Consider the following 19,045-nt stretch of genomic DNA (forward strand, 5'->3'; position numbering starts at 1 on the left):
TCAAAAGTATACATTCACGCTACAGTTTTTTCGCTATCTTTGCAACATGATAACTTCAAAACCCGATAATACGTTAGATTGATATATGAAGAAGATAGTTATGATTATATTGGCTGCTGCTCATTTCGCTTGGGCTGGCGCACAGGTTAAATCAATGGATGGTCGTATCTCGAAAATGAAACTCACGGCTACCGAACTGGCTCACTATATGGCTCCAGGAGTCAACCTGGGTAATACGATGGAGGCGTGCGACTGGAATGATGTCTTTACCAATCAGGCTGGACTGAAGTCGGAAACTTCATGGCAGAATGATAAGACTACTGAGAGTTATATCCGGAGTTTGAAACAGCAGGGGTTCAACAGTCTTCGCATTCCTACATCCTGGGTGGCTGGACATCTTGCGGATAAGGAGAATATGACCATAGATTCTGTCTGGATGAAACGAATCAAGGAAATCGTAAACTATGGTCTCAATGCCGGTCTCTGTGTCATCATCAACGAACACTGGGATGGCGGATGGATGGAGCATGATGCCTTTACCAGTGGGGCGAATGTGACAGAATATAAGGAGATGTTCCGCAAGCTGTGGACGAATATAGCAAAGGAATTCAAGGCGTATGACCAGCGGGTCCTCTTTGCTGCCCTCAACGAACCGGGAGTGGGAGGCGCCAGTCCGCAGGTTCAAGGCGACATGCTGGCTCCTGATAGTAAGGAGTTTGCCGACCGTCTCCTGGTGTACGAACAGGTGTTTATCGATGCCGTCCGTGCTACCGGTGGTAATAATGCCAGCCGTGTGCTCATCGTACAGACTCCAAAGACCGAGATTGATTTGGCTGCCAAGGATTCTTACGACATTACTCGTCTGAAAGATAATGCGAAGAACCGTCTGATGGCAGAGGTTCATTTCTATGATCCTTATATATTTACCTTGATGGACAAAGATGCCGATTGGGGCAAGGTGGCTCTTTATTGGAAAGGACATGCGCCTGCCGATGACCAGGGGCGAACCGTAAACACCATCTGGTATAATAATAAGAACGTGGATGCCTACCAGCATATCACCAATCAGGTGATGAAGATGAAACAGAAGTTTGTAGATCTGGGCTATCCGGTAGTCATCGGCGAATATGGTGCCAACCGTAAGGATGCCTCTCTCTTCGGTGGTAATCAGGAGAAGCATAATGAGAGTATGATGGCATGGTATGGTGCTGTGACTGCCGAAATGATGAAGGCAGGTCTTATCCCATACGTCTGGGATATCAATGTGCAGCCTCTTCCTCACATGACCATCTTCGACAGAAAGAAGCAGGTAGTTTCCGACTCCTATATATTTAAAGGTGTGATGCAGGGAGCAGCCGAAGGGATGGAAGATTACCTGAAAATCTATCCGAAACCTTAGAAAAAAGCAGAAAAAGCAATAATAAATAAGCATAGTTTAGATTTATATGTAGAAAGGGCAAAAAAGTATCATGCTTTTTTGCCCTTATTTAGTATCTTTGCAACCGAAAATGAATCTTTAAACTGTAAACTTAAATAAATAAATGAAGAAGATATTTGTTTTTTTGATGATGGCATTGGCTACATGCAATATCTCAGCGAAGTCGAACTTTGTGCAGGTGAAGGACGGACATTTCGTTCGTGATGGTAAACCTTATTATTATGTAGGTACCAATTTCTGGTATGGTGCCATCCTCGGTTCAGAAGGACAGGGCGGCAACCGCGAGCGTCTCTGTAGGGAACTCGATAAGATGAAGGAGATGGGCATTGATAATCTCCGCATCCTGGTGGGCTCTGATGGAAAGCGAGGAGTGAAGACCAAAGTTGAGCCGACGCTGCAGGAAGCTCCGGGCGTTTATAACGATACGATTCTTGCAGGTCTTGACTATCTTCTGATGGAGATGGGCAAACGCAAGATGCTGGCCGTGCTCTACCTGAACAATTCCTGGGAATGGAGTGGCGGTTATGGCTATTACCTGGAGCAGGCTGGTTTGGGTCAGGCTCCCCGTCCTAACGAAGATGGATATCCTGCCTTCATGAACTTCGTCGCCAAATATGCATCCTGCGAAAAGGCGCATCAGCTTTTCTATGATTATGTGAAATTCATACTTACGAGAACCAACAGATATACAAAGAAGAAGTATAAGGATGACCCGGCCATCATGTCATGGCAGATAGGTAATGAGCCTCGTGCTTTCAGCAAAGAGCAGTTGCCTGCTTTCGAAAAGTGGCTGGGTGAAGCGAGCAAGCTGATCCGTTCGCTCGATAAGAATCATCTGATTTCTATCGGTAGCGAAGGTAAATGGGGATGTGAAGGAGAACTGAACTGTTGGGAACGGATCTGTGCCGACAAGAATGTGGATTATTGCAACATTCATCTTTGGCCATACAACTGGAGTTGGGCTAGAAAAGACCATTTGCTGGAAGATTTGCAAATTTCCTGCCAGAACACCAAGGAGTATATTGATGAACATCTTGAGGTATGCGGACGTATCAGGAAGCCATTGGTGATGGAGGAGTTCGGCTATCCTCGTGATGGTTTCTCTTTCTCAACTTCTTCAACAACAGAAGCACGCGATGGATACTACAAGTATGTGTTCAGTCTTGTTGGCGACAATGCTGCATCTGGCGGTTACTTTGCCGGTTGTAACTTCTGGGGATGGGGCGGCTTTGCCAATCCTAAGCATGAGCAGTGGCAGGTAGGTGATGACTACACCGGTGATCCTGCTCAGGAAGCGCAAGGTCTGAACTCCGTTTTTTCTACCGATAAATCTACATTGGATGTAGTAAAGACGCAGGTAGACAGAATGAAGAAGATTGGTAAGTTATAAGTTTAGTGAAATTGTTAGTTGTTTTAGGAGGGTGTACCATCAGTTCATGGTGCACCCTTTTTTTGTTTGACTTTTTATAATAATACTTTTATGTTTTTTTCGTAAAAGATTCCTAAGACATCACCAAATTTTTGAGAGCTTTTTTGTGTTAAAATAAGCAAAATAGCCCCCAGAAAGCATATAGTCATACCTACCCCTGTAGCAGAAGAAGACATTTTTTGACTTTTCTGTTACAAAAAAAAAACGATACGGAACTCTTTCTTTTAATAGCTTTTTGCTCGATTCCTAATTAGTTATCCGTATCTGTCCTCACAAGACTATAAGAGACAATGGTACATTGTCATAGTTCACTTGCTTTGGACTTTTCAATATGTAAGTTCTTTCTGTCGTCAGAGGTGTTCAACACTTCCCATTTTCTCTTTTGCTTGCCTATGGCAAACATTCTGCAAATGAGCTTAAACTTGACGGCATTCAATGCCTTACGCTTAGTATCAGAATCTTTTCTGCCTCCTAACTTTCGATTATAAAACATTTGCATTTCCACATCGTACTCAACAGCTCTCAATGCCGCCATAGACAGGTCAGCTTTCACTTGACCGTTACAGTGTGCGGAAGGTCGGGCACGCCATTTCACACTGGTACCAGAAGTGTGACTGCATGGAGCTACGCCAACATATCTCGCATATTGCCGAGCTGTGTCAAAAGCGGTAAAGTTTCGTGTGATGGCAATTATGTTTGTTGCATTGACAAAACCAATTCCTGGTATCGTCAACAGATTCTGAAAAGTGTCAAAGACATCTTCCTCCTTGGACATTAATTCACACTCTTCCTGATCTATCTTCTCAATGTCATGATTGAGTTTTTTAATGTAGCTCTCATACATGGCAGAATCCTCTTTCGTTTCAAACATCTGCATTCGGTTCATAAAGTTTGTCCGTTGCTCCACAAGGAACTTACGCTCATTGACAAGTTGCTTCAATTGTTGCATAGCCTTGCTTGGCAACTTGTATGGCTTGGCACATTCCGTGCCATCATAACGATAGAGGAAGTCAGCTATCTTTGCAGAGTCATTCTTGTCTCGCTTATCTATTGTCCCCATAGGATGATGTTTTACTATACGTGTACTAAGCATACAGAAAGAGTAATTCTTGGACGTGAGGAATTTTTCCAAGTCCAAGGAGTAGCAACCTGTAAATTCCATGCCAAACAGGGCTTGGGAAAGTACCACACGGCTCTTTTTGAGCCATGAGCACATATCGCCAAATCCCTTGCGAGTGTTGTTGAACACCTCATGAGGGAACATTTTGATGTTGGTATCCTCACGAAATATAGATACATCTATGACATTTTTAGAGATGTCAATGCCTACAAATGATTTATTTTTCATATCTTTGCACCGCTTTACGAAAGGAACTCTCTATGTCAGGATAAGCCAAATCTTTTAAAAGCTGGGACGGACAGCTAATTCCCTAAAAGGCACTGAGTCTGACATTTCGGGCAGAGGAGACTATATCAAGGGAAAGGGCTTTGCCTAAGATTAAAAAGTTCACTACCTCTGTCTGGAGTTCCTTCCTTTTGAGGATTCCTCGCAAAGGTAGTGCCAAAAGCAACCAAGAGACTCTATCATGGTATAGTGATGGTCTTAAAACACTGTTAGTTCACTCCTGGTTGCTTGTTTTTCCCATTTCGATAATTGTCCGTCTCCACATACGGAGTACCTCGTTTTATAACGGCAAACATACGGAGTATCATCTTAAACTTGATTGCATTAAACACTATTCCACTGCATTTCTCCTTTCTCTTGCGTTCCCAGTAATCTCTGATGTTCGGAATGTGCTGCATGCAAACCAAACAGGCAATGGACAAATCTGCCTTTGCCTGTTTAAAACCTTTCTTAGAGACTGACGAGCCTTTTCTCACAGATGTACCAGATTCTTTCTTGAAAGGAGCGACACCAATATAGCAAGCGTATTTACGTGGGTTATCTATTGCCATGAAGTTTTCGGTCAAGACAATGGTTTCAAGTGCGACAACACGCCCAATACCAGGTATTGATGTCAGCAGGGAAAAGTTCTTGCTGATGTCCGCATCTTCTTTTATGTACATGTCAATTTCATTGTCTATGCCTTTAAGTGCATCATTGAGCGTTTTAAGTTGCCCATTCTTACGTTCCACAGACAAATCTGTGTCATACGCACATATATCATGAAGCTGCTGCTTGTAAAGGACTGACTGCTTGACTGTCTGCTTGCGTTCCGCCAAAAGCCTCTTCAACTTAAAATATACAGGAGGAGGAAGTTTTGATGGGTTGCGAAGAATCTTTCTGTGGTTCTGCTCACAGTAAATGGCTATGCGGAAAGAATCAAGCTCGTCAGTCTTGATGCGGTCGAGCGAACGCAGTCCATCATCCAAGTCTGGCTCAAAGCGATGCATCTTGCGAGGTTCCACCATCCTATAAATATAATGTTTCTCTTCCAACCACAGTCTAAAGTTTTGGGTGTAAAGTCCTGTATATTCCATACAGAACAAGACTATATCAAACCCCTTGCTTACCTTTGCCACCCATGAACCAATTTTCTTGAAACCTGCATTGTTGTTGCTCACCTTTATATGGGCTTTCTTCCAATCAATGCTTTCTCCGTCATAATAAGCAAGGTCGAGAGTCTGCTTTGAGACATCCACGCCTATGTAAAGTTCTTTATCCATAATTTTGACATTTAATAGTTAAATGGAATCAAGAAAGTTGGCTGGATTATATAAGGACTATGACATGAGAAAGGGCATACCTTGAAAGAAAGATAGTTCACCTTAACACCCATTAACCAAATATCCTAACTTGATTCCTGGGTGCAAAGGTAAAAGAGAAGAAAGGGCTAGAGGCTAGCTCTAGGTTGCATTTACTTTTTCCATTGTTGTGATTATGTTTATTTGTTTTATATTGTTTATTCTAAACCTTTAGGCTGTTTTGTAAATCTGCTGCAAAGATAGCTATTTTTTGCAAAATAGCTTGTACATATTTTGCTGATTACTAATACTTTTCTGCTTTATTGAAAATAAAATGTAATTTTCGTCATATTTATTAAAGATTAAGTGTTAGCGTTACAATTTATTTACTTGATGGTTGATTTATATTGATTATTCTATTATTTGTCTATTATATATAAGGTTCGCGTACATTATTTATTATATGAATTGTCATAACCTTTTGTGCTTTGTTAATTGATCTTTGGTTGTTTTCGGTCAATTCTTGAGTTAAATAGAGTGTGTGTTTTGTTGTTTCCTTTGCTTTTTCTGACTTGATGTGCGTCAATTCTTATTTCTTTTTTCAGATATTTCCGAATATTTTTCTGCCTTTGCAACAAAGTATGTTTATTCAGCAAAATAATACACGGATATATCGGAAATTATGCCTAACTTTGCAACCGTAAAACAGAATGTTTAACTAACAAGATTACCAACGACAATATGAATCATCGTATAGCAAATGTTTTTAGGTTAATAATTATAGGTGTTCTGATGAGTGTGCTGGGGACTTCAAGCCTCAGCGCACAAATCAGAGGTAACAACATCGTGGTAACGGTAACTCCTGACCATCAGGACTGGAATTACCGGGTAGGCGAGAAGGCTAACTTTACGGTGAATGTGAGAAAGAGCGGTACGCTACTCAATCAGGTGAAGGTAGATTATGAAGCCGGACCGGCAATGTTTCCGGAGGTGAAGAAAAGTACCACTCTTAAAGACGGAACCATGAAATGGTGCGGCAGTCTGAACAGACCGGGCTTCTACCGCCTCAAGGTTATCGCTCATGTTGATGGAAAGGATTACGAGGGACTTTGCACGGCAGGTTTCTCTCCGGAGAAGATTCAGCCTTTCGCACAGGAACCTAAGGATTTCGATGCTTTCTGGAAGAAGGCACTGGATGAGGCAAGACAGAATGACCTCAATCCTACCAAGGTGCTTCTGCCTGAGCGTTGTACCAAGGATAAGAATGTATATGAAATCAGTTATAACAACAACCGATGGGGCTCTAAGATGTATGGCATCCTGAGTGTACCGGTAAAAGAAGGTAAGTATCCGGCTTTGCTCCGTGTACCTGGTGCGGGTGTACGCCCTTATGCCGGCGATACTTATACGGCTCCTGCTGAATGCATCGTACTGGAAATCGGTATTCACGGTGTTCCTGTTACCATGCAGCAGAAAATTTATGATGATCTTGCCAATGGCGAGCTGAAAGGTTACTGGGATACCAATCTCGAGAATCCTTATCGCAATGCTTACAGACGGGTGGTAACCGGTGCTGTCCGTGGTGTGGATTATATTGCTTCTCTTCCTGAGTGGAACGGAAAGACTATCGGTGTAACGGGTTCATCACAGGGTGGATTCCTTTCCATCGCTGTGGCAGCTCTCGATAAGCGAATCACTTTCCTGGCTCCTGTTCATGATGCTATGTGTGATTATGAGGCTGAAATTCACGGAGTTGCAGGTGGCTGGCCTCACTACTTCTATAAGGAAGATAAGGCGCAGGGGGCTGCATGGAAAGAGCAGAAACTTACGGATTTGGAAAAGGCAAGACTCGAAGGTGCACGCTATTATGATGGCGTCAACTTCGCCCGTCGCATCACCGTTCCTGGCTGGTACAGTTTCGGTTATAATGATGAGGTGGTTCCCCCAACATCGTCTTACGGACTTTATAATTCGGTAAAAGCGCCTAAGACCTTGAGTCTGTACCAGATGACCGGTCATTACTGGTATCAGGAGCAGTGGGATGAATGGCAGGCTTGGATTATTCAGCAATTAAAGAAATAGATATATGATAGGAAAAAGAATTTTGATTGGTGCAGCTTGCCTCATGGCGATGCAAGGAGCAATGGCACAGGTTGATGGCGTTACGGGCGCATCAGTCCAGACTGCCAATACTTCCAGCTGCAAGGGTAAAAAGCAATGTTGCAATACTCCGGCAGAGCAACTGAAGGTCAGACTGCAGAAATTACTGAACAAGGGAATCATGCTCGGACATCAGGATGATCCGATGTATGGTACTACTTGGAAATGGGATGAAGGAAAGAGCGATGTACTCCTCACTACAGGTGATTATCCTGCTGTGATGGGTTTCGATCTTGGAAAAATAGAGTTGGACAGCAAGGAAAACCTCGATGGCGTGTCTTTCGATCGTATGCGAAAAGAAATCATTGCCCAAAATGAGAGAGGAGGCATCGTTACTTTGAGTTGGCATCCTTGGAATCCGGTTACTGGCGAGAATGCCTGGGATCCGAAAGGTGATGCTGTAGCTGCTATTCTGGATGGAGGCGCCCAGCAACAGAAGTTCGACGGATGGCTCAAGAAGGTTTCCGATTTCATCCTTTCTTTGAAGACAAACGATGGTAAACTGGTTCCTGTCATCTTCCGACCATGGCATGAAATGAATGGCGGATGGTTCTGGTGGGGAGCTAGCAGTTGCACACCTGTACAATATAACCAATTATACGTAAAAACCCTAAATATACTTACTAAAGCAGGGTGCAATAACATCGTTTGGGCTTGGTCACCAAATCTCAGCGACGAGAAGACGGTAGAAAAATTCCTGGAGCGATTCCCGGGAGAAAAGTATGTGGATATGCTGGGTGTTGATGTCTACGAGTTCGACAACAGCGATGCCAACTATCAGCAGAACCTTGCTGCTACGCTCGATGTGCTGATGGAAGCAGCCAGGAAGGTTGGCAAGATTCCTGCCCTCACCGAAACGGGTTGCCGAGGTATCGCCAGCAAGAAGGACTGGTTTACCCAAACCCTTTGGCCTGTACTTCAGAAGTATCAGTTGAGTTATGTACTCTTCTGGCGTAATGCCTGGGATAAACCTCAGGAAGAGGCTTACCTCCCTGGAGTCGGTGACGGGGATATCGTCGAGGACTTCAAGAAGTTCAAGAAGGAAAAGAAAGTCCTCTTTGCCAAAGATGTTTTAAAGGTTAAATAAATGTTGAATGTTGAATGTTGAATGTTGAATTGGCATTAGTTCAATGTGCATTTTATACTCAACATTCAACATTCAACATTCAACATTCAACACTCAACATTAATATAAAATAAAATATGACTACATTTCAAGACAAAGTGAAAGCACTCCGCGCTCATCATGAGGAATTGTTGAGCCGTAAGAATGAACCGGTAGAGTGGGGAAATGGTATCTATGAAAAGTATAAGAACCCAATCCTCACCGCAGAACATACTCCATTAGAGTGGCGTTACGACTTCGATGAGAAGAGCAATCCGTATCTCATGCAGCGCATCATGATGAATGCTACGCTCAATTCGGGTGCCATCAAGTGGAACGGCAAGTATCTCCTCGTTGTACGTGTGGAGGGTGCTGACCGCAAGAGTTTCTTTGCCGTAGCAGAGAGTCCTAATGGTGTTGACAACTTCCGTTTCTGGGATGAGCCTATCACCATGCCGGAGGATGTTGTTCCTGCTACCAACATCTATGATATGCGACTCACAGCTCATGAGGATGGCTACATCTATGGCGTGTTCTGTGCAGAGCGTCATGATGATGCACAGCCTGGAGACCTCAGTGCTGCTACTGCTACAGCAGCCATTGCCCGTACCAAGGACCTGGTAAACTGGGAGCGCCTTCCTGACTTGAAGACCAAGAGCCAGCAGCGCAATGTGGTTCTCCATCCGGAGTTCGTTGATGGCAAGTATGCTTTCTATACCCGTCCACAGGATGGTTTCATCGATACAGGTTCTGGTGGTGGTATCGGTTGGGCTCTTGTTGATGATATCACTCATGCCGAAATCAAGGAAGAGAAGATCATCAATGCCCGTCACTATCATACCATCCAGGAGGTGAAGAACGGTGAGGGTCCTCATCCTATCAAGACTGATAAGGGCTGGTTGCATCTGGCTCACGGTGTTCGTGGCTGTGCCAGCGGTCTCCGCTATGTGCTCTATATGTACATGACTTCTCTTGAGGATCCTACAAAGGTGATTGCAGAACCAGGTGGATATCTCCTCGTACCGGAAGGTCCTGAGTATATCGGTGATGTAATGAACGTAGTCTTTGCCAATGGTTGGATTGCAGATGAGGATGGCAAGGTATTCATCTACTATGCTTCTTCTGATACCCGCATGCATGTGGCAACTTCTACCATCGACCGATTGGTAGACTACTGCATGAATACACCAAAGGATGATTATCGTACTCAGTTCTCTGTAGAGAAGATCAAGGCTTTGGTAGCAAAGAATAAACAGACTTTAAGTAAATAAGTTTCAGGTATTAAGATTGTAGGGATTCGTACTCCTCATCCGTATTATTGAATATGGATAAGGGGCGAATCCCTTTTTTAGTAACATTCAACATTCAACACTCAACATTCAACATTAAAAAAAAATGGCTCGTTTAAAAGAAAAAATAGCTTATGCATTGGGTGATGCCGCTGCGGGTGGTATTGTATGGAAGGTGATGTCTATCGCTTTTCCTCTGTTTTTTACAAATGTCTTCGGACTCTCGTTTGCGGATGCGGCAGTACTGATGCTCGTAGCCCGCATGTTCGATGTGGTTACTGATCCGCTGATGGGTACTCTTGCCGACCGTACTCAGAGCCGTTTCGGTACCTACCGTCCTTGGCTCATCTATGGTGCCATTCCTTTCGGATTGATATTCGCCCTCTTGCTCTATACTCCAGACTTCGGTCCTGTGGGCAAGCGAATCTATGCTTACGCCCTCTATCTGCTGATGATGGCGGTATATACCATGGTGAATGTGCCTTACGGCTCATTGCTCGGTGTGATGACCGAGGATGATGATGAGAAGAACCAGTTCTCTTCTTTCCGTATGGTAGGTGCTTATGCCATGGGATTCGTTACCCTGCTTTCTTTCCCTTATCTCCAGAAAATGGTAGGTGGTTCTGCCGCTCATCAGTATGCTGTCATTGGTGCCGTGCTCGGTATTATTGCAGCTGTGATGACATTGGCTTGCGGACTCCTGACCAAGGAACGTCTGAAGCCGAAGCGCGCTGAGAAGTTCTCTTTCCAGCAGTTTGCCGACCTCGTTCACAACAAGGCTTGGCTCTATATGACAGCCATCGCCGTGTGTACCAACTTCTTCAACGGATTCCGCTATGCCGTTGCTGGCTATATGTTTGATTACTGTCTGCATGGCAATGTAACCATCGAGGGATTGATTATCAACTATACCGTTTTCATGGCATTCGGTGAAGTAACCTGTATGATTTTCGGTGGTGTATCTCCTTGGTTCACCCGTCTGGTAGGCAGCAAGCGCATGGCATTCTTCTGGGCTGCAACTCTCTGTCTGGTACTCTCGGTTGTCTTCTTCTTCATCCCGATGAATCCGTCTTATATCTGGGTGATGATAGCCATCGTTATCCTTACCTCTATGGGTATCGGTATCTATTCGCCATTGATGTGGTCTATGTATGCCGATGTAGCCGACTACCATACCGAGCATTTCGGAACATCAGCTACAGGTCTTATCTTCTCTTCCGGTACGATGAGTCAGAAGTTTGGTACCGCCATTTCCGGTTCTCTCATCGCCCTCTTCCTGGGCTGGGCAGGTGCCAACATGATAACAGATAAGATGGGTAATACGATGATCGACCCAGCCAGCGTCACCGATTCTGTGCTTACGATGGTATGGTCATTGTTCTCACTCTTCCCAGCCGTCATCGCCTTCCTGCTGATGGTGCTTGCCTGGAAGTTCCCTATCCGCAAATAATTGTTTTAACATAACTAATAATCACTATTAAAAAAGGAAAAATGGAAAATCTTAAAGAAACGATGCGGGATGTTCTGGAGAACAACATCCTCAGCTATTGGCTAACGAAAGTGAAAGATGAAGAAAACGGTGGCTTTTACGGACGTGTAGACGGTAACGACCAGGTACATCCTGTAGCCGAGAAGGGAGCAGTGATGAATGCCCGTATCCTCTGGGCGTTTTCTGCTGCCTATCGTGTCTTGAAGAAGCCGGAGTATCTTGAGGCTGCCACCCGTGCCAAGGATTATGTGCGCGATTATTTCCTCGACAGGGAATATGGCGGCATCTACTGGAGTGTTGATTATCAGGGTAATCCGCTCGATACCAAGAAGCAGACTTACGCCATCGGCTTTGCCATCTATGGTTTCTCGGAGTATGCCCGTGCAACAGGCGACAAGGAGGCGTTGGATATCGCCATCTCTCTGTATCATGACATCGAGAAGCATGCCTTTGATGCCAAGAACAACGGATATATCGAGGCATTGACCCGTGAGTGGAATCCGATTGCAGACATGCGTCTCTCTGATAAGGATGAGAATGGTTCCCGTACGATGAATACCCATCTGCATATCATCGAGCCATATACCAATCTTTATCGTGTATGGAAGACTCCGGAACTGGAGAAGAGCATTCGTAATCTGCTCGACATCTTCACCGATAAGCTTCTGAACGAGGAGACTTATCATCTCGACCTCTTCTTCAATGACGAGTGGGAGGGCAAGCGCAACATCGAGAGCTATGGTCATGATATTGAGGCGTCCTGGCTGCTCCACGAAACCGCGCTGGTTTTGGACGATAAGATATTGCTGCATAAGATAGAGCGCATCATCCGTCGTATAGCCGATGCAGCAGATGAAGGCTTACGTTCGGATGGCAGTATGGTTTATGAGCATTGGAAAGATGGAGATAAGTATGATCTCCAGCGCCAGTGGTGGGTGCAGTGCGAGAACATCATCGGACATATCGACCTCTATCAGTATTTCCGTACCGAAGAGAATCTTCTGGTTGCCATCTCCTGCTGGAACTATGTAGCCAAGCATCTGCTGGATGCCAAGAACGGTGAGTGGCACTGGGCTATCCTGGAAGATGGTACGGTGAACAAGGAGGATGATAAGGCGGGTTTCTGGAAATGTCCTTACCACAATTCCCGTATGTGTCTCGAACTCATCGAACGTGACTATTAACATACAGATTCCCTGCAAGGCAGGAATAGAATACAAAAATCCAAGCAAATCATATATTTGCTTGGATTTTTTTGTTTATCCCGATTTTTTATTGTACTTTTGCAGCCAATGTAGAATTGAGGGTGGTATCGCATCAAAAATTCAACATTCAACATTAAACATTAAACATTAAAAATAAATGTATATAGCAATAGCAGGAAATATCGGTAGTGGCAAGACAACACTCACCAAGATGCTTTCTAAACATTATGGATGGAAACAGTACTTGGAGCCCGTGGCTGAAAACCCCTATATCGATGACTATTACAAGGATATCTCGCGATGGGCTCTCAATATGGAGGTGTTCTATCTGAAGCAGCGATTCAAGAATCTGCTGGAAATCCAACACAGTAAAGAGACGGTTATCCAGGACCGCACCATCTTTGAGGGTGTTTATGTCTTTGCGGCCAACAACCGGAAGATGGGCAACATGGACCAGCGCGACTACGAGACTTATATGGAGCTTTTCGAGTCGATGATGGAAGTGGTGGAGATGCCTGAACTGATGATATATCTCCGTTCTTCAGTTCCTCACCTCGTGAAGAATATCCAGAAGCGCGGCCGTGATTATGAGCAGAAGATGCCTTTGGATTATCTGGAAGGTATCAACAATCTTTACGAAGATTTCATCATGAACAAGTATAAGGGCAAGGTGCTTATCGTAGAAGTTGATAATCTCGATTTCGAGCACAATCCCAAGCAGTTTGGTGAAATCGTAGATAAGATAGATGCCAAGCTCTTCGGGCTGTTCTCTTAAGCCCAATTCAACATTCAACATTTAACATTACCAAAGATGCATATAGCAATAGCAGGAAATATAGGTAGCGGCAAGACAACATTAACCAAGATGCTTGCCAAGAGATATGGCTGGAAAGCTAATTTCGAGCCGGTAGATAATAATCCATATCTGGCTGATTATTATAAGGATATGGAACGTTGGTCGTTTAATCTTCAGATTTACTTCCTGAACAAGCGATTCCATGATGTTGTGGAGATTTCACGTTCAGAGCAGACCATCGTACAGGATAGAACCATCTTCGAGGATGCGCGTATCTTTGCGCCTAATCTTCACGATATCGGTATGATGAGCGACAGGGATTTCAAAAACTATACCGATCTCTTCGATCTGATGATCAGTCTGGTGAAACTCCCTGACCTGATGATATATATCAAGAGCAGCATTCCTACGCTCGTGAAGCATATCGAGAAGCGTGGCCGCGATTTCGAGAAGAGCATCCGCATCGATTACCTCCAGGGTTTGAACAAGCGTTATGAGGATTGGATCAAGGATTATAAAGGTCGCCTCATCATCATCGATGGTGATAATCTGGAGTTCGGAGAGAATCCGGAAGACTTCCGGAAGGTTACTGACCTGATAGATGCTGAGCTCTTCGGCCTGTTTGCTGAAAAGGAGGTTTAAAAGTAAAAAAGTAAAAGGGTAAAAAGGTAAAAAGAACCTTAACCCCTTTCGCCCCCCCCGTTCCTAGCGATTCCATCGCTAGTCCCCCAAGTCCTTATCATAAAGGTAAAAAGCGCAACCCCGCTAGGCGTCAAAGGAGAAACGCCTGGCGGGGTTGCGTTTTATGGTTGTACAGCTAAAAGGTATATGGTTGTACAACTAAAAGGTATATGGTTGTACAACTAAAAGGTTTATGGTTGTACAACTAAAGGGTTTATGGTTGTACAACTAAAAGGTTTATAGTTGTACGACTATAGGGTGTATGGTTGTACGACTATAAGGGTTGTAGTTGTACGATTAAAAGGTGTTGTCACTAGGCTCGGCAGACCTGCTGACTGCAGTCGGCAGAGCTGCTGACTAGGCTCGGCAGGTCTGCTGAGCCTAGTGGCAACCTTCGAGAAGCAGTCTCCTTCAACTCGAGAAGCAGTCTCCTAAAACTAAAAGAGACGTCTCTTTGAACCCAAAGAAACGTCTTCTTTCGCTTATTCAATCATATCCTTTCGCTTATTCAAACATCTGAATACGCTTATTCAATCATAATCTTTTGCTTATTCAAACATCTGAATACGCCAGCAGAACTATCTTCTTCCCCCGGAAGAGCCGGATGCTTTATAGAACTTTCCTTTTTGGCGGGAGATGAAGATGCCGCCTTGAGCAGAGGTCTTATCTACTTGCTGGCCATTGAGATTATAGATAATCTCTTTCTCATCCTTCTTATACAGGGTAGGAGAGGCGATGAAAGTTGTGCCGGAAACAATGTCGAAGCGGATGAATTTTTGGGTAAAAATTCCTACTGCTCTGTTCCTTTTTGCTACAAAATACGCTCGTTTTCTCCGTTTCTGATCCACCATTAAGTCTGTCTGTTAACTGATGAAATCAGGCTGTTTTTTGAGTTTTTTCACTTTGGATGCAAATTAAACCATAAAAAAATGTGCTCTTTCAGAAAAAAGTGTTACCTTTGCAGCCGCTTAGAAGCATTTATATAAAATAACGTTATAACAAATTTATGAACTTTACACTATTTATCACCGTTTTGCTGACGGCTGTAACCTTGGTGGTGGCTGCTTATGTCATCGCGAAGTTGATCGGTCCTCGTTCATACAATCCGGTAAAGGGTGAACCTTTTGAGTGCGGTATTCCGACTCGTGGCAGCTCATGGTTGCCATCACACATCGGCTACTACCTCTTCGCCATCCTTTTCCTGATGTTTGACATCGAGACAGTATTGCTTTACCCATGGGCAGTCGTAGTTAAGCAGTTTGGATCTATGGCTCTCGTGAGCATCGGGTTCTTCCTGTTGGTATTGGTATTTGGCCTTGCTTATGCTTGGCGGAAAGGAGCATTGGAATGGAAGTAAACAAAAGAGCCTCTATCAAGAGTATTCCTTACGACGAGTTTAAGGACAATGATACCCTCGAAAAGATTGCGCAGGAGCTCAATGAGGGTGGTGCTAACGTGGTAGTCGGTTCGCTCGATGCTGCCATCAACTGGGGACGCAGTAACTCACTCTGGTCTTTGACCTTCGGTACTTCTTGCTGTGGTATCGAGTTCATGGCTGTAGGTTGTGCGCGTTACGACTTCTCACGTTTCGGTTTCGAGGTAACCCGTAACTCTCCACGTCAGGCTGACTTGATCATGTGTGCCGGTACTATTACCAATAAGATGGCACCTGTTTTCAAACGTTTGTACGATGAAATGGCTGAGCCTAAGTATGTGGTAGCTGTAGGTGGATGCGCCATCTCTGGTGGTCCGTTCAAGAAGAGCTACAATGTGGTTCGTGGTATCAGCGAGTTGGTTCCTGTGGATGTTTATATCCCTGGTTGTCCTCCACGCCCTGAGGCTATCCTTTATGGTATGATGCAGTTGCAGCGTAAGGTAAAGGTTGAGAAATTCTTCGGTGGTGCCAACCACAAGATGTCTCAGGATGAGAAGGAACTCTCTATGAGCAAGGGTGGTCTTCGCGGCTTGAGCAACGAGAACCTCTCTGACAGCGAGAAGCTCGGACACAAGGAGCCTATCATCGTAACTGAAGTACCTGAGGATTTCGACCCTCAGAAAGGTCTAACTGATTAATATAATAAGGTATAAGAACATGAAACTGAATAATATTGAATTGAGTTTTGATAATTTCGCCTCTGAAATGGCGAAGTTGAAGAACGAGAAGCATTTCGACTACCTTGTTACCATCATCGGTGAAGACTTCGGTGAGGAAGGTCTCGGATGTATCTATATTCTCGAGAATACTCAGACCAACGAGCGCTGCTCAGTAAAGACCATCGCCAAGAAGGTGGATGGCAGTGATGTGATTCCTACAGTTATTAACCTTTGGAAGGTAGCTGACCTCCTGGAGCGTGAAGTCTTCGATTTTGTCGGCATCAAGTTCCTGGGTCACCCAGATATGCGTCGTCTCTTCCTCCGTACCGATTTCCAGGGCTATCCATTGCGCAAGGACTTCGATATGAGTCCTGAGGCAAACAAGTTCCCTTGTACTGATGAGCCAGAGGATGACTTCACCATGGAGTATTCCTTGAGCGAGGATGGACATCTCGTTGCTACAGAGAAGCGTCGCTTCGACGAGGATGACTATGTGGTCAACATCGGTCCTAACCACCCATCTACCCACGGTGTGCTCCGCTTGCAGACCGTTATCGATGGTGAGACCGTGAAGCGTATCTATCCACACCTCGGTTATATCCACCGTGGTATCGAGAAGATGTGGGAGAACATGACCTATCCTCAGACCTTGGCATTGACCGACCGTCTGAACTATCTTTCTGCGATGATGCACCGCCACGCTCTGGTAGGCGTTATCGAGGAGGCTATGGGTATTGAACTCTCAGACCGCATCCGCTACATCCGTACCATCATGGATGAGTTGCAGCGTATCGACTCACACTTGTTGTACCTCGGCTGTACCGCACAGGACTTGGGTGCCTTGACCGCATTCCTTTACTGTATGCGCGACCGTGAGCACGTATTGAACGTGATGGAGGAGACAACCGGTGGCCGTCTGATCCAGAACTACTACCGTATCGGTGGTCTGCAGGCAGATATCGACCCTAACTTCGTTCAGAATGTGAAGACCCTCTGCAAGTATCTCCGTCCGATGATTCAGGAGTACCTCGACGTATTCGGCGACAACGTGATTACCCACAACCGTCTCGAAGGTGTAGGTCCAATGAACTATGAGGATTGTATCAACTATGCCGTAACCGGTCCTGCTGGTCGTGCATCAGGTTGGAAGAACGATACCCGCAAGCGTCATCCATACGATATGTACGACAAGGTAGAGTGGAAGGAAATCACCCTTACCGGTTGCGATTCTATGGATCGTTACTATGTACACATCCAGGAGTTGTATCAGAGCTTGGACATCATCGAGCAGTTGATTGACAACATTCCAGAGGGTGAGTACTACATCAAGCAGAAGCCAATCATCAAGGTTCCAGAGGGACAGTGGTACTTCTCTGTAGAGGGTGCCAGCGGCGAGTTTGGTGTATATCTCGACTCAAAGGGTGACAAGAGTCCATACCGTATGAAGATGCGTCCGATGGGTCTCTCACTCACAGGAGCCTTGGATCCAATGCTCCGTGGTCAGAAGATCGCCGACCTCATCACTACAGGTGCAGCAATCGATTTCGTAATCCCTGATATTGATAGATAATTATGTTTGATTTTAGTATAGTAACAACATTCATCGACAATCTGCTTCGCCAGACCTTGGGTCTGGGCGACTTCCTGTCGATTCTGATTGAGTGCGTGCTCGTGGGTATCTGTATTTTGACAGCATACGCCCTCATCGCTATCGTACTTATCTTCATGGAGCGTAAGGTGTGTGCCTACTTCCAGTGCCGTCTTGGCCCTATGCGTGTAGGTCCTTGGGGTATCTTCCAGGTATTCGCCGACGTGCTCAAGATGTTGATCAAGGAGATCTTCGCTGTAGATAGAGCCGACAAGCTGCTCTACTACATAGCACCATTCCTCGTGATCATTGCCTCTGTAGGTACTTTCTCATTCCTTCCATGGAACAAGGGAGCTCATATTCTTGACTTCAACGTAGGTGTATTCCTCATCACAGCCGTAAGTTCTATCGGCGTGCTGGGTGTGTTCCTCGCAGGTTGGGCATCTAACAACAAGTACTCTGTGGTATCTGCCATGCGTGGTGCCGTACAGATGATTTCTTATGAGATGTCTCTCGGTCTCTGTCTGATTTCTGCAGTAGTTCTTACCGGCACCATGCAGGTAAGCGGTATCGTAGAGGCACAGACTGGTGCTTGGAACTGGTTGATTATCAAGGGCCATGTGCCAGCTATCCTGGCTTTCCTGGTATTCCTCGTAGCAGGTAATGCTGAGGCTAACCGTGGTCCTTTCGACTTGGCTGAGGCTGAGAGTGAGTTGACCGCTGGTTACCACACTGAGTATTCAGGTATGGGCTTCGGTTTCTACTACCTGGCAGAGTACCTCAACCTCTTCGTGATTTCTGGTATTGCTTCTACCGTATTCCTCGGTGGTTGGGCGCCATTGAACATCGGTATCGAGGGCTTCGACAATCTGATGAACCTCATCCCAGGTTTCATCTGGTTCTTCGGTAAGACCTTCGCGGTGGTATGGCTCCTGATGTGGGTACGTTGGACATTCCCACGTCTCCGTATCGACCAGATTCTGAAGTTGGAGTGGAAGTATCTGATGCCATTGTCACTGGTCATCCTGATCTTGATGACAGTATGCGTAGCATTCGGATTCCACGGATAATCTTTAATACACATTA

At 45.0% G+C, this 19,045-nt stretch carries 16 protein-coding genes; 13 read left to right on the forward strand and 3 right to left on the reverse strand.

The features are described 5' to 3' along the window. Positions 1–85 precede the first annotated feature (85 nt). Positions 86–1,399 (forward strand): glycoside hydrolase family 5 protein, encoded by a 1,314-nt coding sequence (locus ONT19_RS01960; RefSeq protein ID WP_264952412.1) that lies wholly within the window; start codon positions 86–88, stop codon positions 1,397–1,399. A 142-nt stretch (positions 1,400–1,541) separates the two neighbouring features. Then, entirely contained in the window at positions 1,542–2,828 is a 1,287-nt protein-coding gene (locus ONT19_RS01965; protein ID WP_264952411.1) for a glycoside hydrolase 5 family protein, read from the forward strand. Between the two features lie 340 nt (positions 2,829–3,168). Here the strand turns inward: ONT19_RS01965 and ONT19_RS01970 are convergent, their stop codons facing one another. Both ONT19_RS01970 and ONT19_RS01975 read right to left on the reverse strand, forming a co-directional pair. Continuing rightward, entirely contained in the window at positions 3,169–4,215 is a 1,047-nt protein-coding gene (locus tag ONT19_RS01970; RefSeq protein ID WP_007896893.1) for an IS110 family transposase, read from the reverse strand. Positions 4,216–4,481: 266 nt separating this feature from the next. Beyond that, on the reverse strand, positions 4,482–5,534 hold the full coding sequence (locus tag ONT19_RS01975; protein ID WP_203069454.1) for a transposase: 1,053 nt from the start codon (positions 5,532–5,534) through the stop codon (positions 4,482–4,484). 810 nt (positions 5,535–6,344) lie between these two features. Between ONT19_RS01975 and ONT19_RS01980 the strand changes: the two genes are divergently transcribed. The 7 genes from ONT19_RS01980 (at position 6,345) to ONT19_RS02010 (ending at position 14,238) form a co-directional block, all read left to right on the forward strand. After that, positions 6,345–7,634 carry an acetylxylan esterase gene (locus ONT19_RS01980; RefSeq protein WP_264953073.1) on the forward strand — a complete coding sequence of 430 codons (1,290 nt, stop codon included), beginning with the start codon at positions 6,345–6,347 and terminating at the stop codon, positions 7,632–7,634. Between the two features lie 4 nt (positions 7,635–7,638). Next, positions 7,639–8,799 carry a glycoside hydrolase family 26 protein gene (locus ONT19_RS01985; protein ID WP_264952410.1) on the forward strand — a complete coding sequence of 387 codons (1,161 nt, stop codon included), beginning with the start codon at positions 7,639–7,641 and terminating at the stop codon, positions 8,797–8,799. Positions 8,800–8,915: 116 nt separating this feature from the next. Then, positions 8,916–10,088, forward strand: a complete 1,173-nt coding sequence (locus ONT19_RS01990; RefSeq protein ID WP_153112835.1) for a glycoside hydrolase family 130 protein — start codon at positions 8,916–8,918, stop codon at positions 10,086–10,088. Between the two features lie 124 nt (positions 10,089–10,212). Further along, positions 10,213–11,556, forward strand: a complete 1,344-nt coding sequence (locus ONT19_RS01995) for an MFS transporter (protein WP_118139177.1) — start codon at positions 10,213–10,215, stop codon at positions 11,554–11,556. Between the two features lie 41 nt (positions 11,557–11,597). Further along, positions 11,598–12,779 carry an AGE family epimerase/isomerase gene (locus tag ONT19_RS02000; RefSeq protein ID WP_181975246.1) on the forward strand — a complete coding sequence of 394 codons (1,182 nt, stop codon included), beginning with the start codon at positions 11,598–11,600 and terminating at the stop codon, positions 12,777–12,779. Positions 12,780–12,957: 178 nt separating this feature from the next. Further along, positions 12,958–13,575: a deoxynucleoside kinase gene (locus tag ONT19_RS02005; protein WP_022121469.1), complete on the forward strand. Its 618-nt coding sequence runs from the start codon at positions 12,958–12,960 to the stop codon at positions 13,573–13,575. 36 nt (positions 13,576–13,611) lie between these two features. Next, positions 13,612–14,238 (forward strand): deoxynucleoside kinase, encoded by a 627-nt coding sequence (locus ONT19_RS02010; protein WP_117587062.1) that lies wholly within the window; start codon positions 13,612–13,614, stop codon positions 14,236–14,238. 617 nt (positions 14,239–14,855) lie between these two features. Here the strand turns inward: ONT19_RS02010 and ONT19_RS02015 are convergent. Further along, on the reverse strand, positions 14,856–15,128 hold the full coding sequence (locus tag ONT19_RS02015; protein ID WP_118139176.1) for a hypothetical protein: 273 nt from the start codon (positions 15,126–15,128) through the stop codon (positions 14,856–14,858). 155 nt (positions 15,129–15,283) lie between these two features. On the opposite strand from ONT19_RS02015, the gene ONT19_RS02020 reads away from it, so the two are divergent. The 4 genes from ONT19_RS02020 to nuoH are packed head-to-tail and all read left to right on the forward strand — an operon-like array spanning position 15,284 to position 19,029. Next, entirely contained in the window at positions 15,284–15,634 is a 351-nt protein-coding gene (locus ONT19_RS02020) for an NADH-quinone oxidoreductase subunit A (protein WP_022120133.1), read from the forward strand. Further along, entirely contained in the window at positions 15,625–16,350 is a 726-nt protein-coding gene (locus tag ONT19_RS02025; protein WP_022120134.1) for an NADH-quinone oxidoreductase subunit B, read from the forward strand. The genes ONT19_RS02020 and ONT19_RS02025 overlap by 10 nt, the downstream gene beginning before the upstream one ends. Before the next feature lie 19 nt (positions 16,351–16,369). Further along, positions 16,370–17,941: an NADH-quinone oxidoreductase subunit C gene (locus ONT19_RS02030; protein WP_117727079.1), complete on the forward strand. Its 1,572-nt coding sequence runs from the start codon at positions 16,370–16,372 to the stop codon at positions 17,939–17,941. Positions 17,942–17,943: 2 nt separating this feature from the next. Beyond that, positions 17,944–19,029, forward strand: coding sequence for an NADH-quinone oxidoreductase subunit NuoH (gene nuoH, locus ONT19_RS02035; protein WP_117692680.1), 1,086 nt, complete (start codon positions 17,944–17,946; stop codon positions 19,027–19,029). Positions 19,030–19,045: the final 16 nt, after the last annotated feature.

It is taken from the genome of Segatella copri (assembly GCF_026015625.1).
In the GTDB taxonomy this organism is placed as follows: domain Bacteria; phylum Bacteroidota; class Bacteroidia; order Bacteroidales; family Bacteroidaceae; genus Prevotella; species Prevotella copri_H.

Bases quoted from the DNA above. Each gene is read 5' to 3' on its own strand.
- ONT19_RS01970 (WP_007896893.1), bottom strand. From the start codon at position 4,215: ATGAAAAATAAATCATTTGTAGGCATTGACATCTCTAAAAATGTCATA.
- ONT19_RS02010 (WP_117587062.1), top strand. From the start codon at position 13,612: ATGCATATAGCAATAGCAGGAAATATAGGTAGCGGCAAGACAACATTA.
- ONT19_RS01960 (WP_264952412.1), top strand. From the start codon at position 86: ATGAAGAAGATAGTTATGATTATATTGGCTGCTGCTCATTTCGCTTGG.
- ONT19_RS02000 (WP_181975246.1), top strand. From the start codon at position 11,598: ATGGAAAATCTTAAAGAAACGATGCGGGATGTTCTGGAGAACAACATC.
- ONT19_RS02030 (WP_117727079.1), top strand. From the start codon at position 16,370: ATGAAACTGAATAATATTGAATTGAGTTTTGATAATTTCGCCTCTGAA.
- ONT19_RS01975 (WP_203069454.1), bottom strand. From the start codon at position 5,534: ATGGATAAAGAACTTTACATAGGCGTGGATGTCTCAAAGCAGACTCTC.
- ONT19_RS02005 (WP_022121469.1), top strand. From the start codon at position 12,958: ATGTATATAGCAATAGCAGGAAATATCGGTAGTGGCAAGACAACACTC.
- nuoH (WP_117692680.1), top strand. From the start codon at position 17,944: ATGTTTGATTTTAGTATAGTAACAACATTCATCGACAATCTGCTTCGC.
- ONT19_RS02015 (WP_118139176.1), bottom strand. From the start codon at position 15,128: ATGGTGGATCAGAAACGGAGAAAACGAGCGTATTTTGTAGCAAAAAGG.
- ONT19_RS01990 (WP_153112835.1), top strand. From the start codon at position 8,916: ATGACTACATTTCAAGACAAAGTGAAAGCACTCCGCGCTCATCATGAG.
- ONT19_RS01985 (WP_264952410.1), top strand. From the start codon at position 7,639: ATGATAGGAAAAAGAATTTTGATTGGTGCAGCTTGCCTCATGGCGATG.
- ONT19_RS01980 (WP_264953073.1), top strand. From the start codon at position 6,345: ATGAGTGTGCTGGGGACTTCAAGCCTCAGCGCACAAATCAGAGGTAAC.
- ONT19_RS02020 (WP_022120133.1), top strand. From the start codon at position 15,284: ATGAACTTTACACTATTTATCACCGTTTTGCTGACGGCTGTAACCTTG.
- ONT19_RS01965 (WP_264952411.1), top strand. From the start codon at position 1,542: ATGAAGAAGATATTTGTTTTTTTGATGATGGCATTGGCTACATGCAAT.
- ONT19_RS02025 (WP_022120134.1), top strand. From the start codon at position 15,625: ATGGAAGTAAACAAAAGAGCCTCTATCAAGAGTATTCCTTACGACGAG.
- ONT19_RS01995 (WP_118139177.1), top strand. From the start codon at position 10,213: ATGGCTCGTTTAAAAGAAAAAATAGCTTATGCATTGGGTGATGCCGCT.